General features: G+C 72.4%; 15 protein-coding genes. 5 read left to right on the forward strand and 10 right to left on the reverse strand.

Going from position 1 to position 16,913, the window contains the following annotated elements:
• Window positions 1-53: 53 nt before the first annotated feature.
• Window positions 54-2,501, reverse strand: a complete 2,448-nt coding sequence (locus CP980_RS01575) for a penicillin acylase family protein (protein ID WP_150492371.1) — start codon at window positions 2,499-2,501, stop codon at window positions 54-56.
• A gap of 206 nt (window positions 2,502-2,707) precedes the next feature.
• Between CP980_RS01575 and CP980_RS01580 the strand changes: the two genes are divergently transcribed.
• Window positions 2,708-3,376 (forward strand): cutinase family protein, encoded by a 669-nt coding sequence (locus CP980_RS01580; RefSeq protein ID WP_099896155.1) that lies wholly within the window; start codon window positions 2,708-2,710, stop codon window positions 3,374-3,376.
• 16 nt (window positions 3,377-3,392) lie between these two features.
• Here CP980_RS01580 and CP980_RS01585 read toward each other — a convergent pair whose 3' ends face one another.
• Window positions 3,393-4,448 carry an AfsR/SARP family transcriptional regulator gene (locus CP980_RS01585; RefSeq protein WP_150492372.1) on the reverse strand — a complete coding sequence of 352 codons (1,056 nt, stop codon included), beginning with the start codon at window positions 4,446-4,448 and terminating at the stop codon, window positions 3,393-3,395.
• Window positions 4,449-4,708: 260 nt separating this feature from the next.
• Entirely contained in the window at window positions 4,709-6,256 is a 1,548-nt protein-coding gene (locus CP980_RS01590; RefSeq protein WP_150492373.1) for an adenosine deaminase family protein, read from the reverse strand.
• Window positions 6,257-6,504: 248 nt separating this feature from the next.
• Here CP980_RS01590 and CP980_RS01595 point away from each other — a divergent pair, with 248 nt between their 5' ends.
• A complete protein-coding gene (locus CP980_RS01595) occupies window positions 6,505-8,127 on the forward strand; it encodes an alpha/beta hydrolase (RefSeq protein WP_229907487.1) in 1,623 nt (540 codons plus the stop codon).
• A gap of 36 nt (window positions 8,128-8,163) precedes the next feature.
• Here the strand turns inward: CP980_RS01595 and CP980_RS01600 are convergent, their stop codons facing one another.
• Window positions 8,164-8,967 carry a class I SAM-dependent methyltransferase gene (locus CP980_RS01600; RefSeq protein WP_150492374.1) on the reverse strand — a complete coding sequence of 268 codons (804 nt, stop codon included), beginning with the start codon at window positions 8,965-8,967 and terminating at the stop codon, window positions 8,164-8,166.
• Between the two features lie 181 nt (window positions 8,968-9,148).
• Between CP980_RS01600 and CP980_RS01605 the strand changes: the two genes are divergently transcribed.
• From CP980_RS01605 to CP980_RS01615, 3 genes are all read left to right on the forward strand, one after another.
• Window positions 9,149-10,039 carry an SDR family NAD(P)-dependent oxidoreductase gene (locus CP980_RS01605; protein ID WP_150492375.1) on the forward strand — a complete coding sequence of 297 codons (891 nt, stop codon included), beginning with the start codon at window positions 9,149-9,151 and terminating at the stop codon, window positions 10,037-10,039.
• A gap of 247 nt (window positions 10,040-10,286) precedes the next feature.
• Window positions 10,287-10,838 (forward strand): HPr family phosphocarrier protein, encoded by a 552-nt coding sequence (locus CP980_RS01610; protein WP_150492376.1) that lies wholly within the window; start codon window positions 10,287-10,289, stop codon window positions 10,836-10,838.
• Between the two features lie 113 nt (window positions 10,839-10,951).
• The gene (locus CP980_RS01615; protein WP_150492377.1) at window positions 10,952-12,097 is read left to right on the forward strand and encodes a DUF7847 domain-containing protein; all 1,146 of its coding nucleotides are present in this window, start codon (window positions 10,952-10,954) and stop codon (window positions 12,095-12,097) included.
• Window positions 12,098-12,104: 7 nt separating this feature from the next.
• On the opposite strand, the gene CP980_RS01620 is transcribed toward CP980_RS01615, so the two are convergent.
• The 6 genes from CP980_RS01620 to CP980_RS01640 all read right to left on the reverse strand — a co-directional run bounded on the left by CP980_RS01620 (window position 12,105) and on the right by CP980_RS01640 (window position 16,867).
• On the reverse strand, window positions 12,105-12,656 hold the full coding sequence (locus CP980_RS01620; RefSeq protein ID WP_132753299.1) for a GTP-binding protein: 552 nt from the start codon (window positions 12,654-12,656) through the stop codon (window positions 12,105-12,107).
• A gap of 34 nt (window positions 12,657-12,690) precedes the next feature.
• Window positions 12,691-13,191 carry a DUF742 domain-containing protein gene (locus CP980_RS35485; protein WP_189999279.1) on the reverse strand — a complete coding sequence of 167 codons (501 nt, stop codon included), beginning with the start codon at window positions 13,189-13,191 and terminating at the stop codon, window positions 12,691-12,693.
• Between the two features lie 14 nt (window positions 13,192-13,205).
• Complete coding sequence (locus tag CP980_RS01630; protein ID WP_132753303.1) at window positions 13,206-13,625, reverse strand: roadblock/LC7 domain-containing protein; 420 nt, start codon at window positions 13,623-13,625, stop codon at window positions 13,206-13,208.
• Complete coding sequence (locus tag CP980_RS35730) at window positions 13,622-13,900, reverse strand: hypothetical protein (protein ID WP_244328226.1); 279 nt, start codon at window positions 13,898-13,900, stop codon at window positions 13,622-13,624. The genes CP980_RS01630 and CP980_RS35730 overlap by 4 nt, the downstream gene beginning before the upstream one ends.
• A gap of 107 nt (window positions 13,901-14,007) precedes the next feature.
• Window positions 14,008-15,918 (reverse strand): sensor histidine kinase, encoded by a 1,911-nt coding sequence (locus CP980_RS01635; RefSeq protein WP_244328227.1) that lies wholly within the window; start codon window positions 15,916-15,918, stop codon window positions 14,008-14,010.
• A 217-nt stretch (window positions 15,919-16,135) separates the two neighbouring features.
• Window positions 16,136-16,867, reverse strand: coding sequence for a VOC family protein (locus CP980_RS01640; RefSeq protein WP_150492378.1), 732 nt, complete (start codon window positions 16,865-16,867; stop codon window positions 16,136-16,138).
• Window positions 16,868-16,913: the final 46 nt, after the last annotated feature.

Below are 16,913 nucleotides of genomic sequence, written 5' to 3' on the forward strand. Positions count from 1 at the left end.
CGTCGTCGTACGTCGTCGTACGTCGTCGTGGACAGCGCGGCCGAACAGCCGCCTCAGGAAAGGACCTTGATCTCCAGGGCCGGTGAGGCCGCGATCTGCTCCTCGGTGAACCGTTCCGTCACCCACTGGCCGGAGGAGAACAGCCGGGTCTGATCCGCGTAGTGCGGCGAGTTCGGGTCGGCCGACTGCGAGTAGGCCAGGAGCGAAGAGGCCTGGGGCGGTCCGGCGGTGGTGAACTTCACCTGCTGGACGAAGCTGGTCCCGAAGGTGATGTCCAGCTTGCCGTCGACCAGGCCGGGGGTGACCACGTTCAGCACGCCCAGTTCACTGATCGAGCCGTGGATCGGGATCTGCTCGCCGCCCCGGGTGATCTTCTGTACGTCCGACAGCGGCGCGTTCAGCGCGACGCCCGCCCTGCGCAGGGCGAGGACCGCCCGGCCGAACGCGTCGCGGACGGCGGAATTCCCCGGGTCCAGCGAATTGGGCGTGTGCACCGGGTCCTTGGGGTCGAAGGGCACCCGCCACGGCAGTTTCTCGATCGCCTGCCCGCCGAGCAGGAAGGCCCAGTAGTTCTCGAACAGCCACGACCCGCGGCTGTCCGCCGTGAAGTCGTGGTCCCGCCACGCGGCCAGGATCGGGCACGCCTCGCTCACGTTGACCAGGTTGCCGTCCACCAGGATCAGCCCGAAGGGGAGGCTCCGGCACATCGACACCGTGGCGTCCAGAGCCAGATCGGCCGCCCTGCTGTTGTCGGCGAACAGCAGCTGCCGCATGTTCTCCGGTGTGAAACCACGGCCCGGCAGACCGTCGGTGCCGTTGATGCGGTTCTGTGCGGTCAGGATCAGCTCCTGGGTGCGCAGGGACCGGGGCGCCGCCGTATCGCCCATCACCCTCGGGAAGGACAGGGGCTGCTCGGGATGGGCCAGCCAGGCGCTGTCGTTGGCGTTGCCCACGAAATCCTTGCGGATCAGGCGGGGCTGCTGGTGCGGATCCATCAGTCCCGGTGCGACCGCCTTCGGGTCGTCGGGCCAGTCGCAGGCGCTGCGCTTGCCATCGAATACGGAGACCGGCGGGACGTTCGGCAGCCGCAGCTCCTGGTTGAACAGCAGCCGTCCGGTCAGCGTGAGGCAGGACTGCGCGTGCTCGTCGGTGATGTTCGGCGTGGCCTGGATGTCCGCGTACAGGGCGTTGCCCTCGCGGTCGGAGGCGACCGTGTTGAAGAAGGGGACGCCCTCCGTGGTCTCCAGCGTGTCGACCACCTCGTGGACGTCCTTGGCCTGGTCGAGGTGGAACCAGGTGTTGAGCGCCCGCAGGTTGTCCATGTTCACGTCCCGTACCGCGTGGGCGCTGACCACCCACGGCAGCGGTACGCCCAGTACGGAGGTGGCGATCGGGCCGTACCGGGTGGACCACAGCGTCCTGATGACCTTGCCGAGGGAGCCGTCCGCGTTGCGTACGTCGACGGCGACCTGCTGCGAGGTCATCGGCTGCCAGACCCCGTCGACCAGGTAGTTGGTCGGATTCAGCGGATCGACCTGTACGTCGAACAGCCCGAACGGGGCCACCGTGGCGACCGTGTGGCTCCAGGCGACGTCGTCGTTGTGGCCGATGTTCACCGCCGGGAACCCGAGCAGACTCGCCCCGGAGACGTTCACCTTCCCCGGGATCGTCAACTGGCTCTGCCACATCCGGTTCTTGCCCTGCCACGGGAAGTGCGGGTTGGCCAGCAGCATGCCGGTGCCCCCGGACACGCCCTGCGAACCGACGGCGAGCGCGTTGCTGCCCATGCTGTGGCGACGGCTGACCGCCATCGCGTCGCGGATCTTCTTCGCGGTCTCCTCGGGTGAGGACGCCGGCGGTGCGGCGGCGGCCGCCGCCCCCGGAGGCGCCGCGGTCACCTGACCGTCCAGCAGCGGCTCGGCGCTGCCCATGATGATCTCGGCGTGGGCGTGCCGGTAGACGTCCAGCTCCGTGATCGGCCGCACCCATGCCGCGCCGCGGCAGGCGGGGTCCCCGATGCCGTTCACGCCCGTCTCGGCCAGGTACCGGTTGTATCCCCGGACGTAGCCGCGAATGGCCTCTTTGACCTCCGGCTCCGGCCCGTTGGGGGCGGGCTGGTCGAGCAGCCGCTCCACCACCCGGTCGTCCTTGATCCGCTGGAAGTACAGGTCGCTGTTGAGGTTGCTGGTGGTGTCCTGCTTCTCGCCGGGGCTCGCCTTGCCCTCGGGCCCCAGATAGCGGGACCTCTGGGCGTTGACCATCAGATACGTGTCGGCGAGCGTGCAGATGTTGTCCTTGGCCGAGGCGTATCCGTACCCCGTACCCAGCCCCTCCCAGTCGGAGGCGATGATGTGCGGGATCCCGTACTCGGTGTACCTGATCGTCGGCCTGTCCGGCCCCGGTACGGCCGCCGGCGGTCCGGCGGCCGCCATCGTGCTCATCACCGCCGCCACGGCCACGGCCGCGGCCGGCAGCCTCGCGATCAATCTCCTCCGCGCCATCGAGCGGTCCCTCCCCTGTGGTCCGGGCCCCTCGCCCGAACGCGCCCACGCTAGGGAGGGGCGATGAAATCCCGATGGAGCCGCCGAGCCGCCGCGGGTTTCATCGGGATGTCATCGCCCGCTGCCACTGTCGTCCGGTGACCTCGGCCGACTGCGTTCCGCACCGGAAGGCGACCGTGTGGGCCGACTACTTGGGGAGGATCGTCATGCGAGCCAGAAGGATCGCGTCCGTGGCAGCCGGGTTCCTGCTGACCGTCGGGCTTTCGGCGGTGCAGGGGGCCGGCGCACAGGCGGCGCCGGCCAAGGCGACGGCTTCGTGCGAGGGCACGTACACGATCGTCGTCGGGGGCACCGGCAGTTCGTGGAACAACGACGGCTTCTACGGCAACATCCAGCAGCACGTCGGGTATCCCACGCAGATCCCCAACGGCGCGAGCGCCCGGGCGGGCGTGAACGAGCTGAACCGGCTGGTCCGCGACCAGCGTGCCGCCTGTCCGTGGCAGCACGTGAAGATGGGCGGGTACTCCCTGGGCGCCGCGGTGGTGCACACCTGGGTCACCGAGAACTGGCAGACGTTCGACAACGTCAACGCCGTTCTCATCGCAGACCCCAAGCGGCAGGGCCCTCCCGGCGCCAACGGCGGATCCGTGCCGTTCGGCGGCATCGTCGGCGCCCCGCTCGCCGGCGCCGACCGGTTCTTCGGCAACGTCCCCGTCAAGACCATCTGCCACTGGGACTACGTCTGCGACGAGTCCGCCGGCATCTGGACCTACCCGAACAACCACGTCCGCAACTATCCCGAAGACTTCAACATGGACCACCACAACGACAGCGCGAGCGAGCAGTGGTACAACGGCGCCTGGTACGCCTGGTAGCCACGCCGCGGATCCCTCACCGGCTGCCGGCGGCCCGGAGACCGGGCGCCGGCGGCCGGTCGCCGCGCAGGACCGTCTCGTACGTCCGCCGCAGCATCGGGCCCGGCGGTACGCCGAGGTCCTCGGCCAGGCGGCGGCGGGTGTGGTCGAAGACGGCCAAGGCCTCGCTCTGCCGGCCGCCCCGGCAGAGCGCGCGCATCAGCAGCGCGGCCACCGGCTCGTCCAGCGGGTGCGCCGCGGCGAGGGCGAACAGCTCGGCGATCGCCTCGAAGTGCCGGCCCAGGCGCAGCTGCCACTGCGCCTTCCGCCGCACGAGGGCGATCCTGCGCTCGGTGAGCCGCAGCCGCTCCGCATCGGCCAGCGGCCCGGGAAGCCCGGCCAGGGGCTCGCCGCGGAACAGCTCCAGCGCCCGCTCGCACAGGCGGATCACCTCGGCCGCGTCGCCCGCCCGGTCGGCCCTCGCGACATCGGCGAGCAGTCGCTCCACGCGGGCCACGTCCACGTCGACCGCGCCGGGGGCGAGCCGGTAGCCGCAGCGGTCGTGCTCGATCACCGCGCCCGGGCCGTCCCCGGTGCCCAGGGTTTTGCGCAGTCGGTAGACGTACACCGGCACCACGTTGGTGAGGGGCGGCTCCGTCCCCCACACCCCGTCGAGCAGTTCCTGCCGGCTGACGGTACGTCCGGCGCCCAGCGCGAGCGCAGCCAGTACTGCTTGCTGGCGCAGATGTCCCAGGTTCATCGGCCGCCCGTCCTGCCAGGCCTGGAGCGGTCCGAGCAAGGAGAGCCGTACCACGGGTCCGGCGGTCCGGGCGGATCCGGCCCCCCGCGCCCGGCCCGGTTCGCGGGTCCGGGGGCCGCTGCCGGGGACGACCAGACCGCAGTCGAAGGCGTGGACGATGGCTGCGGCCCGGTCGCGCAGCCCCAGCTCCGCGAGGATGCGCGCGACGTGTCCGGCCACCGCGTCCTCGGGGATGGCGAGGTCGGCGGCGATCTCGTCGTCCCGCAACCCGCAGCCGACCGCCTGGAGCACCCTGCGCTCTTGCTGCCTGAGCACGGCGGCAGTCGTCTGCATCACTGCTCCCTGGGCCGGTCGTACGGTTCGGACGCGCTCGCCACGGTAGGGCCGGCGGCCACAGCCGGAACATCCGGAACGTTCCGGAGTGACAGCGCCCGCGCGAAACGATCTCCGTGGGTCGGTGGAGAACGGCTCAGCCGACGCCGGGCAGACGCCGCCGGTACGGGCGCGCCTGCGCCGGCCCACGGATTCGTAGCCGCCGCGCGCTCCCCGGGAGAGGGCCCCCGGCGGAGGGGGCCCTGTGCACGGTCCCGGCGTCAGCGGGAGCCGGGGCGGGAGGTGCCGGGGTGGACGGCCTCGAAGCGGTGGAACGCCGCTTCCTGCCGCCACTCGACCTGTGCCTTCGGGCTGGAGGCCAGGAGGGCGGCGCACCGCTCGCCCGGGTGCTCGCCGCCCTGGCGCTCGTCCGCACACGGCCCGGCGGGCCGGTAGCCGCTGCTCAGGTCACGGTTCCACAGGCTGCGGCCGGGCAGGAAGGAGAACTCCAGCGAGGCCCGGGCCAGGTCCTTCAGCTCGCGGTAGCCGAGCCCGTACGTCTGCGCGGCCCAGCGGTACTCGTCGGTGATCTCGATCCGGGACACGCCGGGGTCATCGGTGGCGAGGACCACCGGCACGCCGTGGCTGCGGTAGGTGGCGAAGGGGTGCGCGTCGCCCGAGACGCGCAGGATCTGCGCGTTGCTGTGGAAGGGGACCTCGACGGCGATCCGCCGGTCGGCCATGTACCGCATCAGCGACTCCCAACGGTCCTCGTGGAGCACGGACACACCGTGTCCGATCCGCTCGGCGCGGCCGGTCTGGGCGGCGTCCCTGATGTGGAAGGTCAGGTCCTCCGGCTTGACCAGCCCGGGCACCAGCTCGCCCGCGTGCAGGGTGACGTGCGCCTTGGGGTACTGGGTCTTGAGGTAGTTCACCATCCGCATGTGCAGGCGGTAGTCGCGCAGAGCGACCGCACCGTCCTCCGGCTGGACCAGGTTGACGGCGACGAAGCGCGGATCGCGCTCGGCCAGCCGCATGCCGAGCGCCAGCTGGGTGAACACCCGCTCCGGGGTGCCGAGGCGGCCCACCTGGGAGATCCAGCGGTACGGGAGGGAGCACGCGGCGTCGGGCCGCGGGGTGTCGCAGTGGGCGGCGGTGCGGAACTCGGCGTCGGTGGTGTCGGCGTCGGCGCGTGCCTGGCCGACGACCGCGTCCAGGCCGCCGTCGGCGAGGAGCTTGTCGTGCATGGCGTCGAGGTCGGCGTCGTAGCCGACCCGGTCGGCGAGGGCACGGGCCGCCCCGGAGGCCGGCGTGATCATGGTCTCCAGGTAGAACTGGTTCTGCCGGGCGGCCGTGCCCGCGACCTCGGCCAGAATCCGTCCGGGGTGGCGCCAGGGCACCTCGCCGAACTTGTCGAAGGTCGCGAAGAAGTGGTCGTGGCCGTTGCCGTCGGCCGGGAAGTCCTGCATCGACCAGGCCTGGATGACCTGGCGGCGGAACGCGGCGTCGGTGACGGCGTCGGCGGCGGGGCGGGTTCCCGAGCCGCACGGCGGGGGCACCGCGGTGGTCGTGTCCGTGGTGATGCAGAGTCCGTCCTCGGCGGCGAGTTCGATCAGGAACTCGGTGGTGACCGCACCGGAGAGGTGGTTGTGCAGGTCACCGCCCTTGGGGAGGTCGGCGAAGAAGTCCCGCGGCCGGGCGGGGCCGGGGACGGGGGCCGCCGGGGCGGCGGAGGCGTCGTACGCGGAGGCGTCGTACGCGGAGGCGGGTACGAGCAGGGCGAGGGCGGAGAGCGCACCGATCAAGTGGGATGGGATCACGGGGCACATGGTGGTCAGGCGAGCAGCCGTACGACACCACGCCGGGCCGGGCGCGGCTCGCCGTCACCCGTGAGGCCCCCGGAGGATCGTTCCTCCCGACCGGTACACCCTGGGGTGTACCGGACGCCACCCCAGGTGTGAGGAAGCGGTCACCCCCTGGTGGTAGGGGAAATCCACTCCTGATGGGCCGACACGGGCGGCGGGCGGCGGCTACGTTGGGGGCGTCGCACAACGCCGCCCACGACGGAGGACCGCCGGTGCAGACCCGTTCGGCCGATGACTCACGCAAACGAGCGGTGTGGGGGATATCCCTCGTCCTGGTGGCGGTCACCGCGCTCCTCGGGGGCGCGCCCGGAGCCGCCACGGCGACGCCCCTCGCCGCCCCGCCCGTACCCGTCCTGTCCTGGGGCCCCTGCGACGGAGCGGACGCCGGCGACCCGGGCGACGGCTTCGAGTGCGCGACCGCCCGGGTGCCCCTGGACTACCGCCGGCCCACCGGGCGCACGATCCCGCTCGCGGTCACCCGGCGGCTCGCGGCCGACAGGCCGCACCGCACCGGTGTCCTGGTGCTGCACCCCGGCGGACCCGGAAACTCCGGCGTGGACTTCGCCCGTGACAGCTACGAGGCGCTCCCCGCCTCCCTGCGCGAGGCCTTCGACGTCGTCGGGTACGACATGCGCGGCGTGGGGCGCAGCGGGCAGGTGGAGTGCTGGAACGACAAGGAGTACTCGGCCGCCGTCGACGCCGCGCGCGGCGTCCCCGCCCCCGGAGCCCTGCGGACCGCGGTCCGGCAGGGCCTCGACTTCGCCCATGCCTGCACGGAACGCTCCGCGGACCTCGTGCCGTTCATCGGCACCGGGTCCAACGCCAAGGACCTCGACCTGCTGCGCCAGGCCCTCGGCGAGGAGACCCTCTCCTTCTACGGGCGTTCCTTCGGCAGTTACGTCGGCACCGTCTACGCCGCGCAGTTCCCCCGGCGGGTCCGCGCCATGGTCCTGGACGGGGCCTACGATCCGCGCCGCTACGCCGACGTTCCGTACGCGTACGACGCCGGGCAGTTCGTCGCCCTGGACGCGGCGGTCGGCCGCTTCCTGGACTGGTGCGCGCAGAACGCCGAGGCCTGTGGATTCGGCGAGGGCCGGCCGCGGCAGGCCTTCGAGGAACTCAAGCGGTCGCTGGACGCCGATCCCGTCATCACCGCGAGCGGACGCCCGGCCACCGGGTACACCCTGGCCTACCGCCTGATGTTCAACATCAACTCGGGCCAGGAGGTCTGGCCCTACCTGGGCGAGGCGCTGCGGGCGGCCCAGGCCCACCAGGGTTCGTTCCTGCTGTCACCCCCCTCCCCCGCATCCTTCGACTTCCTCAACGTCAACATGGCCGTCGAGTGCGCCGATCGCGTCTACCCGGCCGGCCGCGCACTCCTGGGCGCGGCCGTCAGCGCCCATGTCGCCGCCGCTCCGCTGCTGGGACCGCCGATCGGCCTCGGGCCGCCCACGTACGACCACAACCACGCGCCCACCTGCTCCCAGTGGCCGGCCGAGCGCCCCAGCCGCTACGAGGGCTCCTACCGGGCGGCCGGCTCCGCCCCGATCCTGGTACTCGGCACGACCGGGGACCCCGACACCCCGTACCAGGACGCGGTGGCCCTCGCCGGGACCCTGGACGGCGGCCGGCTGCTGACGTTCGCCGGCGAAGGGCACACCGCGTACAACCGGAGCGCCTGCGTCAGCGCCTTGGCCACGGCCTACCTCGCCACCCTGGCACTGCCCGCGCGGGGCACCGTCTGCGCGGACGAGACGCCCCCGGAGCCGCTGTCCCACCGCACCACGGGCATCGGGGTGGACGAGACCCGCGACGTGATCCCCACCCTGCACTGACCTGACCCGTCGCCCGAGCTGAGCCGCGCGCCGCCCTCAGGGGCGGCGCGCGGTGACGGTCCAGGCCCGGGAATCGAAGCGGACGCCGTCGTCACCGAGGTGCGCGGCGAGCGCCTCGCGCAGGTTCCCGACGGCGCGTGCCGCGGCCGCCGGATCCAGCCGCTCCAGGATGTCGCCCGTGCAGGTGAAGCCGCACACCCAGTCGAGGGCCGTGGCCACATCCGGACCGTAGTACACCTCCTCGTGCACATCGGTGAACGAGACGTCCGTGAAACCCGCACCCCGCAGGAGGTCCTCGACGGCCGGCGGATCGGCGAGCGAGAACGGGTCCGGTCCCCCGGACGCGTCGGCCGCGGCCCCTGCGGCCACGCCGAGGGACCGGCGGATGGTGAGGTCCCATGCGTTGAGCTCGCGGGCCCGCCAGACCATCATCACCAGGCGCCCGGCCGGACGCAGCGCCCGCCCGATGTTGGCGAAGGCGGAGCCGGGATCCGCGAAGAACATCGTGCCGAACCTGCTGATCACCAGGTCGAAGCGCTCCCGCGGGAAGGGGTGGGCCTGTGCGTCGGCGTGCTCGAACGCGATGTTGCCGATCCCCTCGGCCCGCGCCAGCTCGCGGGCGCGCGTGATCGCGGACGCCGAGACGTCGACCCCGAGCGCGCTGCCCGCTCGCGCCGTACGGGCGGCCTGGCGGGTGGTCTGCCCGGTGCCGCAGCCGATGTCGAGGACGTGGTCGTGGGGCCGGACGGCGGCCGCGCGGCGCAACACCTCGTTGTGCCGCCGCAGTTCGGCGTCGTAGCCGCTGGTGGCGGGCGGGTGGTCGCCCGTGGCGCCTGGCATCGGAGTCCCTTCGCGGCGGCCCGGAGCCGCTCCGGGCGCTGTCCGTGCCATTCCATCGCGGCCCGCCGGCCGGCGGCCGCAGAACCACCGGACAACGCGAAGCGGATACATCATCCATATCCATGCTACGGTCGACCCATCAAACGGATGAGCTATCCGAATCCTTCCGGGAGTGGTCACCATGAAGAAAACCGCTGTCGTCACGGCCGGGACCGCCGGCATCGGCCTGGAGACGGCGCTGGGACTGTCCGCCGCCGGGTACGCGGTCACCGTGGTCGGACGCGACCCCGGCCGGGGCGCCCGCGCGGTCGAACGCGTCAACGCGACGGGCCCCGCACACCCGGCCCGGTTCCTGTCCGCGGACCTGGCCTCGCTCGACGACGTACGCGCGCTCGCCGACCGCCTCGCCGCCGAGCACGCCGCCTCCGGGGAACCGCTGAACGTACTGGTCAACAACGTCGGAGCGATGTTCGCCGACCGGCAGGACCGGGCCGGTGTCGAGGCCTCGTTCGTCGTCAACCACCTCTCGCCCTACCTGCTGACCGAGCTGCTGCTGCCCACCCTCACGGCCTCCGTACCGAGCAGGGTCGTCAACGTCACCTCGGGCGCGGTCGGCGTCGCCAAGCGGGTCTTCGATGCCGTCGAGCCGCCCGGCGGCTACTACGGCTTCCACTGGTACGGCCGCGCCAAGCTCGCCAACCTCGCCTACACCTTCGACCTGGCCAGGCGGCTGGACGGCACGGGCGTAGCGGTCTTCGCCGCCGATCCCGGTGGCGCGGCCACCGACATGACCAACGGCACCCTGGCCGACCCCAAGATCGTCTCCCCCGCCCTGCGGCTCATGTGGCCCCTGGTGCGCCGGAAGTTCGAACGCTCGACCTCCGGCCCCGCCTCCGTCGCCGCCAGGCCCTCCGTCGTGGCCGCCACCGACGCGTCCCTGAGCGGGCGGACCGGGATCGTCATCGGCGCCCGGGCGACCCCGGTCGACCCCTTCCGCGCGGCGACCGACCCCCGCCTCGCCGAGGCCGTGCGCCGGCTCAGCGAACGGTACGCACCGCTCGCCGCCGTCTGACCGCACCGAGCGAGCCGGCCCGCAGGCCGGCCATCGGGGCCCACGGACGGCGTCGCCCGCGACGCGCACCGGGCAGCGATCCGTAAATCACGCGGCTGATCAGGGAAAAGCGGACCGACACCCTCGATGTGCCCTCCGCGCGGCCTTCGCGTACGCCACCATGGTCGAGGCGATCCGGCCAGCCGCACGGCCGGAACGCGGGTTCAGAGGGAGCCCCGGCGAGGAACTGTGGTGAGAGGAGCGCGCGATGTCCCTCCTCGTTTCAGCGCTCACCGCCTCCCTGGTCGCCGTCCTGTCCCTGGGCGTGGTCGCCGGCCAGGACGTGACGATCGAGGCTTCCTTCCGGGCGGCCGGCGGCCCGCCCGCCCAGCAGGCGGTCACCTTCGACACCAAGGCGGTGCCGGTGGGCAGCCAAGTGACCGTCACCGAGCGGTTCGGCGACGACACCCACGTGGAGCTGCGGCTGCGCGGCGTGGAGGCGAACCGTACCTTCGGCGCCCACGTGCACCAGGGGCCCTGCGGAAACAAGCCGAACGACTCCGGGCCCCACTACCAGGACTCCCAGGACCCCGAACAGCCCTCGACGAACCCGGCGTACGCCGATCCCCGCAACGAGGTGTGGCTCGACATCCGCACCGACCGGCACGGCGACGGCGGCTCGGCGGCCACCCAGGCCTGGCGGTTCCGCGCCGGTCAGGCCCGGTCCGTGGTCATCCACGAGCACGCCACCCACACGGAGCCCGGCGCCGCGGGCACGGCCGGGGCGCGCCTCGCCTGTGTCAACGTGCCGTTCGCCTAGGGACATCCGCCCGCGCCGGCTCCGGCTAGCGGCGCGGAGACCGCCCTGCCATGTCCCTGACCAGCTGGGATATGTTGTGCGTCCTGTTGGGGGACGACGTACGGAGCACGGGCATGACGCAGAACAGCTGGCCGGGAGCGCACGGGGGCGGTTGGGGTGGCGCCCCCCAGTGGGGAGGCCCGCCACCGGCGGCGCCCCGGCCGGGGGTGATACCCCTGCGCCCGCTGGCGCTCGGTGACATCATCACCGGGTCGTTCGCGACCGTCCGCGCCCACTGGAAGACGCTCGCCGGTGTGGTGCTGGCCGTACAGGCCGTCGTATTGCCGGTCATGGCCCTCGTGGTGGGCATCGCCTTCGCCTCGGTCCACCAGCACTTCGATCCCGTCTTCGATCCGCCGTTCGGCGAGGATCCGGCGGCCGAGCACCTCGTGCCCCTGGTGGTCGCGGCCGTCGTGGTGTTCGTACTCCTCATGGTCATCGGCGTACTGGGCGTGTCGGTCACCGCCGCGCTCTGTCCTGCGGTGCTCAGGGAAGCCGTGATGGGCCGCCCCACCAGCTTCCGCGCGCTGTGGCGGAGCTCGGTCCGGCGGGCGCCGGCGGTGGCCGGCGCCATGTTCCTCAGCGGACTGATCGCCGGCGCCCCGGTGTTCCTCGTCCTGGCGGCGTGGCTGCCGCTGGTGTTCTCCGCAGGCTCCGGAGAGGGCGCCGTCGCGCTGCTCGGCTTCCTGCCGCTGCTGATGCTGGCCGCCGCGCCGCTGGCCGTCTGGCTCGGCATCCGGTTCGGCCTGGCCCCGGCCGTCGTGGTCCTGGAAGGCGCGGGTCCGGTGACCGGACTGCGGCGCTCGGCGGCCTTGGTCCGGGGCGACTGGTGGCGGATCTTCGGCTACACCCTCGTCGCCGGAATGCTGGCGGGGGCGATCGCGTACGCGATCCAGATACCGTTCAACCTCATCGGCACGTTCGCGATGATGCCCGTCCTCCAGGGGATACCCGAACACGGAACCCCCTCCGCCGGGGCCGTCGCCGCCGCGGTGTTCGCCGTCGTCCTCCTGCTGCTCGGCGGCGCGGCCGGCCAGGTCTTCCAGATCGGGTTCAGCCACCTGGCGAGCGCCATGCTGTACGTGGACCAGCGGATGCGGCGCGAGGGCCTCGCCGAGGCGATCCTGGCCGACCTCGCCGCCCCGGCACCCGCCACACCCCCGGCTGCGGCCACCGACCCCGCCGCGCCGCGCCGGCCCGCAGGTGACGGGGGGTCCTGAGGGCCGCTCAGGCCGCGTCCGCCGCGTTGATCAGCACGTCGAGGAGGGCGAGGAGCGCGTCGCGCACATCGGTGCGGGCCCGGGCGTCGAGGAGGAGGACGGGGGTGGCCGGGTCGCGCAGGTGCAGCGCGGCGGCGATCTCCTCGGCCGTGTAGGGCTGTTCGCCGTGGAAGCAGTTCGCACCCACCACGAACGGCAGCCCGCGGCTCTCGAAGAAGTCGATGGCGGGGAAACTGCGGTCCAGGCGCCGTGTGTCGACCAGGACGAGCGCGCCGAGGGCGCCGGCCAGCAGGTCGTCCCACATGAACCAGAAGCGCTCCTGGCCCGGTGTGCCGAAGAGGTAGAGGACGACCCCCGCATCGGTGAGGGTGAGCCGGCCGAAGTCCATCGCCACGGTGGTGACCGCTTTGGACTCGATGCCGTCGAGGTCGTCGACACCCACGCCGGCCGCCGTCAGCCGCTCCTCCGTACGCAGCGGTTCGATCTCGGAGACCGTCTCGACCAGGGTCGTCTTGCCGACGCCGAAGCCTCCCGCTATGAGGATCTTGACAGGCGACACCTGTCCGGCGGGGGCGGCAGAGGGGTCGTATCCATCATATCCGGGCAAGGTTGTCCCTGATTCTCATGAGCATGTGGACGTTGGTGGTCTCCGCCCCCTGCAGGGGCGGCCGGTGGTGGATCAGGCCGCGGTCCGCGAGTTCGCCGAGCAGCAGCGTCATCGGGGTGAGCCGGATCCGCATCCGCGCCGCGACCTCGGCGACCGCCAGCCCGCCCGGCCGGGCGCACATGGAGAGGACGGCCCGCCATTCGGTGGGCAGGCCGCCTTGGGCCTCCGCGCCGGCGGCCGCCGTGATCGTGGTGTCCATGGTGAGCACCGTCTGCGGGGCGGCGGTCCGGCCGTCCGTCAGCGCGTAGAGCCGGGTACGGCGGCCGCCGCCCCGCTGCGGTGCGTCGGGCTCGGACGCCTCGGGCCGTACGGGCTCGGACGCCTCGGGCCGTACGGGCTCGGACGCCTCGGGCCGTACGGGCTCGGACGCCTCGGGCCGTACGGGCCCGGGCGTCTCGGCTCCGGAGCCTTCTTCGGGCTCCGACATCTGCGGCTCCGGCATTACGGCTTCGGCGCCTGGGGACGCTCGGGCGTGCCCAGCCATTCGCCGAGCGCCTGGGCGGTCCGTACCGCCTCGCCGCCCAGCTCGCCGAGCCGGGCCTTGCGGGAGGTGACCACGAGGAGCGTGCTGCCCTCCCCGCACCCGACGACGCACAGGTAGCGGTCGTCCATCTCCACCAGCTGGCGGATCACGCGCCCGCCGTCGACCTCACGGGATATCGCCTTCATCGTGGCGGCGATCCCGGAGGCCGCGGCCGCCATGCGCTCCGACTGGTCCCGGTCCAGGAGGTAGGCGCTGAGCGGGATCCCGTCGTTGGACAGGAGTACGGCTCCCTGGATGCCGGCGATCCGGCTGAGATGGTTGTCCAGGACGCTGAAGATCATCTCGCTGGAGGTCGCGGAGTTGGGGGTCGTCGTCATCGCTGATCCTGTTCCTGTCTGAGCTCGGCTTCCACCTTCTGCGTCCCCTCTTCGTAGTCCGCCCAGGCATCGGCGACCTCTTCGGGGGTGTCCGGGCCGGGGCCCGGCTCCGGCTCCGGCGCTCGCGGTGCGCGCAGTTGGCTGGTCATGTGCGTCTGCGGGACGCGCTCCGGGAGGGCCGGGCGGCCGGCGGCGTCGCCGGTGACGGGCCGGAGCGCGGGCGTACGCTGCGCGAGTGCCGGCGCGGGCCGCCCGGTCGTGGCCCGGTGTGCCACCGCCTCGGGCACCGCCCGTCGTACGGGGACGGGCGCTGGGGCGGGCGCGGGCACGGATGCGGGGGCAGACTCGGGTGCCGCGGACCCGGGGGTGCGGGACGGCGGGGTCACGGGCGCGGCCGGGGCGGGCGTCCGCGCCAGCAGCTCGCTCGGCAGTACGACGACCGCCGAGGTCCCCCGTACACCGAACGCCTCAGCGTGACCGTGGCCCCCAGCTGCTCGGCCAGGTGGCCGACCACGAACAGGCCCAGCCGGTGCGCGTTCTCGGCGAGTTCGGCGTAGGGCGGGGCCGAGTGCAGGCGCCGGTTCATCTCCTCGTAGCCGGACTCGCCCACGCGGGGCCCGCGGTCCTCGATCTCCACCGACAGGCCGTCCGCGACCAGTTCGGCCCGGATGACCACCTTCGACCGCGGCGGGGAGAAGCGGGTGGCGTTGTCGAGCAGTTCCGCCAGCAGGTGGCTGATCTGGCTGATGACGCTCGGTTCGACGCTCGCCTCGTCCAGCGCGTGCCGTTCGATCCGGCGGAAGTCCTCGACCTCCGCCGCGGCCTCGCGCAGCAGGTCGGCGACGCGCATCGGCTCGGTGTGCGGGTCGGGGACCTCGCCGCCGGACAGGATGAGCAGGTTCTCGATCTGCCGCCGCATGCCGACCGTGAGCTGGTCGGACCGCATCAACTCGGCGAGCAGCGCTTCGTCGTGCCCGAAGGTGTCCTGGATGTCCTCGGTGAGGCTCAGCTGGCGGCTGACCAGGTTCCCGGTGCGCGAGGCGATGCCGGAGGCGAACATGCCGAAGCCGTGCCGCTCCGCCGCGAGCTGCCGGTGGCCGTCCACGGACACCGCGACGACCCGGGCGAACGCGTCGCTGATCTGCCCCACCTCGTCCTGGTCCCCGCGTACCGCGGGCAGGGCGCCGTCGTCGACGGGCTGGCCGCGGTGCAGCCGGGCCACGACGTCCGGCAGCGTCTCCTCGGCGATGGCCACGGTGCGCTCGTGCAGCCGCCGCAACCGGCGCAGCACCGAGCGGGTGGTCACCACGACGACGGCGACGACCAGCAGCAGCGCTCCGGCGCTGCCGCCGACCAGCCAGTAGACGTCGCCCTCCAGCTCGGCGGCCTTCTCGTCGGCGTGGGCCAGCAGGTCGCGCGAGCGCTGGTTGCCCAACTCGGACAGTTGCGCCGAGAACACCGGGTACGCCGTGGACCAGTCGTTGACCTCGGCCGGCAGCTTCATCCCGGAATCGGTGATCTTGTGCTGCGCGATGACGGCGGTCTCGACGCGGAGCTTCGTCTTCCAGGCGTCCGAGGCAGTGATCCCCTCGTACGTCTGCTTCGCCGCGGGCGGCAGGTACGGCACCACCCAGGTGTCGTACAGGTGCTGGTGCGCCCCGGCGTCGTTGAGGAACTCGCCGAAGGCGGTGGGCGTCAGCTCCCGGGAAGGTCCGGCCAGCGTGAGGATCGTGTCCTGGCGGGCCAGCATCTCGGATGCGGAGAGCATGGCGATGACCGGGCGGCTCTCCTGGAGGAGGCCGGCGTCCTCGGCGTGGGAGAAGGCCCCCTGGTAGAGACCGGTGATCCCGTCGATGACGCCGTCGTAGTAGGCCATCGTCTGCGCGGCGACACCGCTGCGGGCGTCCGCGCGCGAGCGGAAGGCGCCCAGCTGTTCGAGGCGGGTCTTGACCTCCTGTACGTGCTCGGCGGCCTGTCCGGGCTCCGGCGTGGCGTCGGAGTCGGCCGACAGGCGCCGGAATTCGGCCACGGCCTTGTCGGTGGCCGCCCTGCGGTCGCGCAGGTCCCCGTCGCGGGCCGGGGCGCCCGCCCACCGTGCGGCGGTCAGCTTCCGTTCGGCCTGGAGCTCGACCATGAGCCGGAACAGCGGCTCGCCGATCCGCTTGCTGGCCGCCAGGTCTCCCCGCAGGTGGTCGGCCTGTGTGAGCAGCCGTTCGGCCGTCACCGCCACCTGTGCGCCCATGGCCACGGTGGGCACGACCGCGAGCCATATGAGCATCGTACGGAGGCGCACGGTGCGCCGTCTTCGGGCCTTCGGCGGCCCTGGGGTGCCTTCGGGTATGAGAGACATCGGTCCTCGGTATGCGGCGGGGCGGGATTGCGCGAGCGAGTGGCGCCGATCATATCCAGCCACAAAGAACACATACAGCCGCACCCGACGGAAGAGATGTCGACACAGCCCTTCACGCCGGAAGCGGATGTCACACCTTACGGGCCGTCAACGGGATCCGTCACTCATTGTTCAGGTCTGAGATGTTGTGGAGCTCGGCCTCGACCTGCTCCCGTTCGGTCTCGGTCAGCGCGATGCCCTCCAGTTCCGCGGTCCAGACGGGGACTTCGTCGCCGTGCTCGCCCAGAGCGGCCGAGGTCGAGATGAGCACCGCCAGGGCCCGCGCCCGGTCGGCCGCCGGGGCGTCCTCGCCGTACTTGCGCAGTGCGGACTTCACGGCGCGGAACGCGGCGCGGTCGTCGTCCTTGAACTCCCGCAGGACACGGGCGTTGTCGAGCGCCCTGGCCAGCCCCACCAGTTGCTTCGAGCCGCCGTATTCCAGTTCCATCGGTTCGTCGCGCTGGACGAAGACGATCGAGTTGCCGGACGGGTCGACCAGGGTGAAACGGCTGGCGCCGGGACGGTAGCGCGTGATCCGCGGCCTTCCGGTGGCGAGGACCTTGCCGTGGGTGCTGCGCATGGCCCGGACGAAGGCCGCGTGGTACGGGGCGGCCGAGTCGACCATGACCAGGCAGGCGCCGCCGTCCTCGCGGGCGGGGTCCAGTCCCTCGGGCGCCTTGCCGAAGTGCAGTTCGAAGCCGCTCCAGCGCAGTGCCAGATACACGTAGGGCCTGGTCTGCTTGTACGTGACCTCGAAGCCCAGCGATTCGTAGAACTCCAGGGTGTCCTCCACGGACAGGCACGGCAGTATCGGCACCGTGGTCTCGTTCGCCGGGGTCGTCTGCTCGGTCATGGGTGTGTACCCCCTCCGCTCGCGGCCTTCTGCGTCAGGCGGGCAT

This window comes from Streptomyces vinaceus (assembly GCF_008704935.1).
In the GTDB taxonomy this organism is placed as follows: domain Bacteria; phylum Actinomycetota; class Actinomycetes; order Streptomycetales; family Streptomycetaceae; genus Streptomyces; species Streptomyces vinaceus.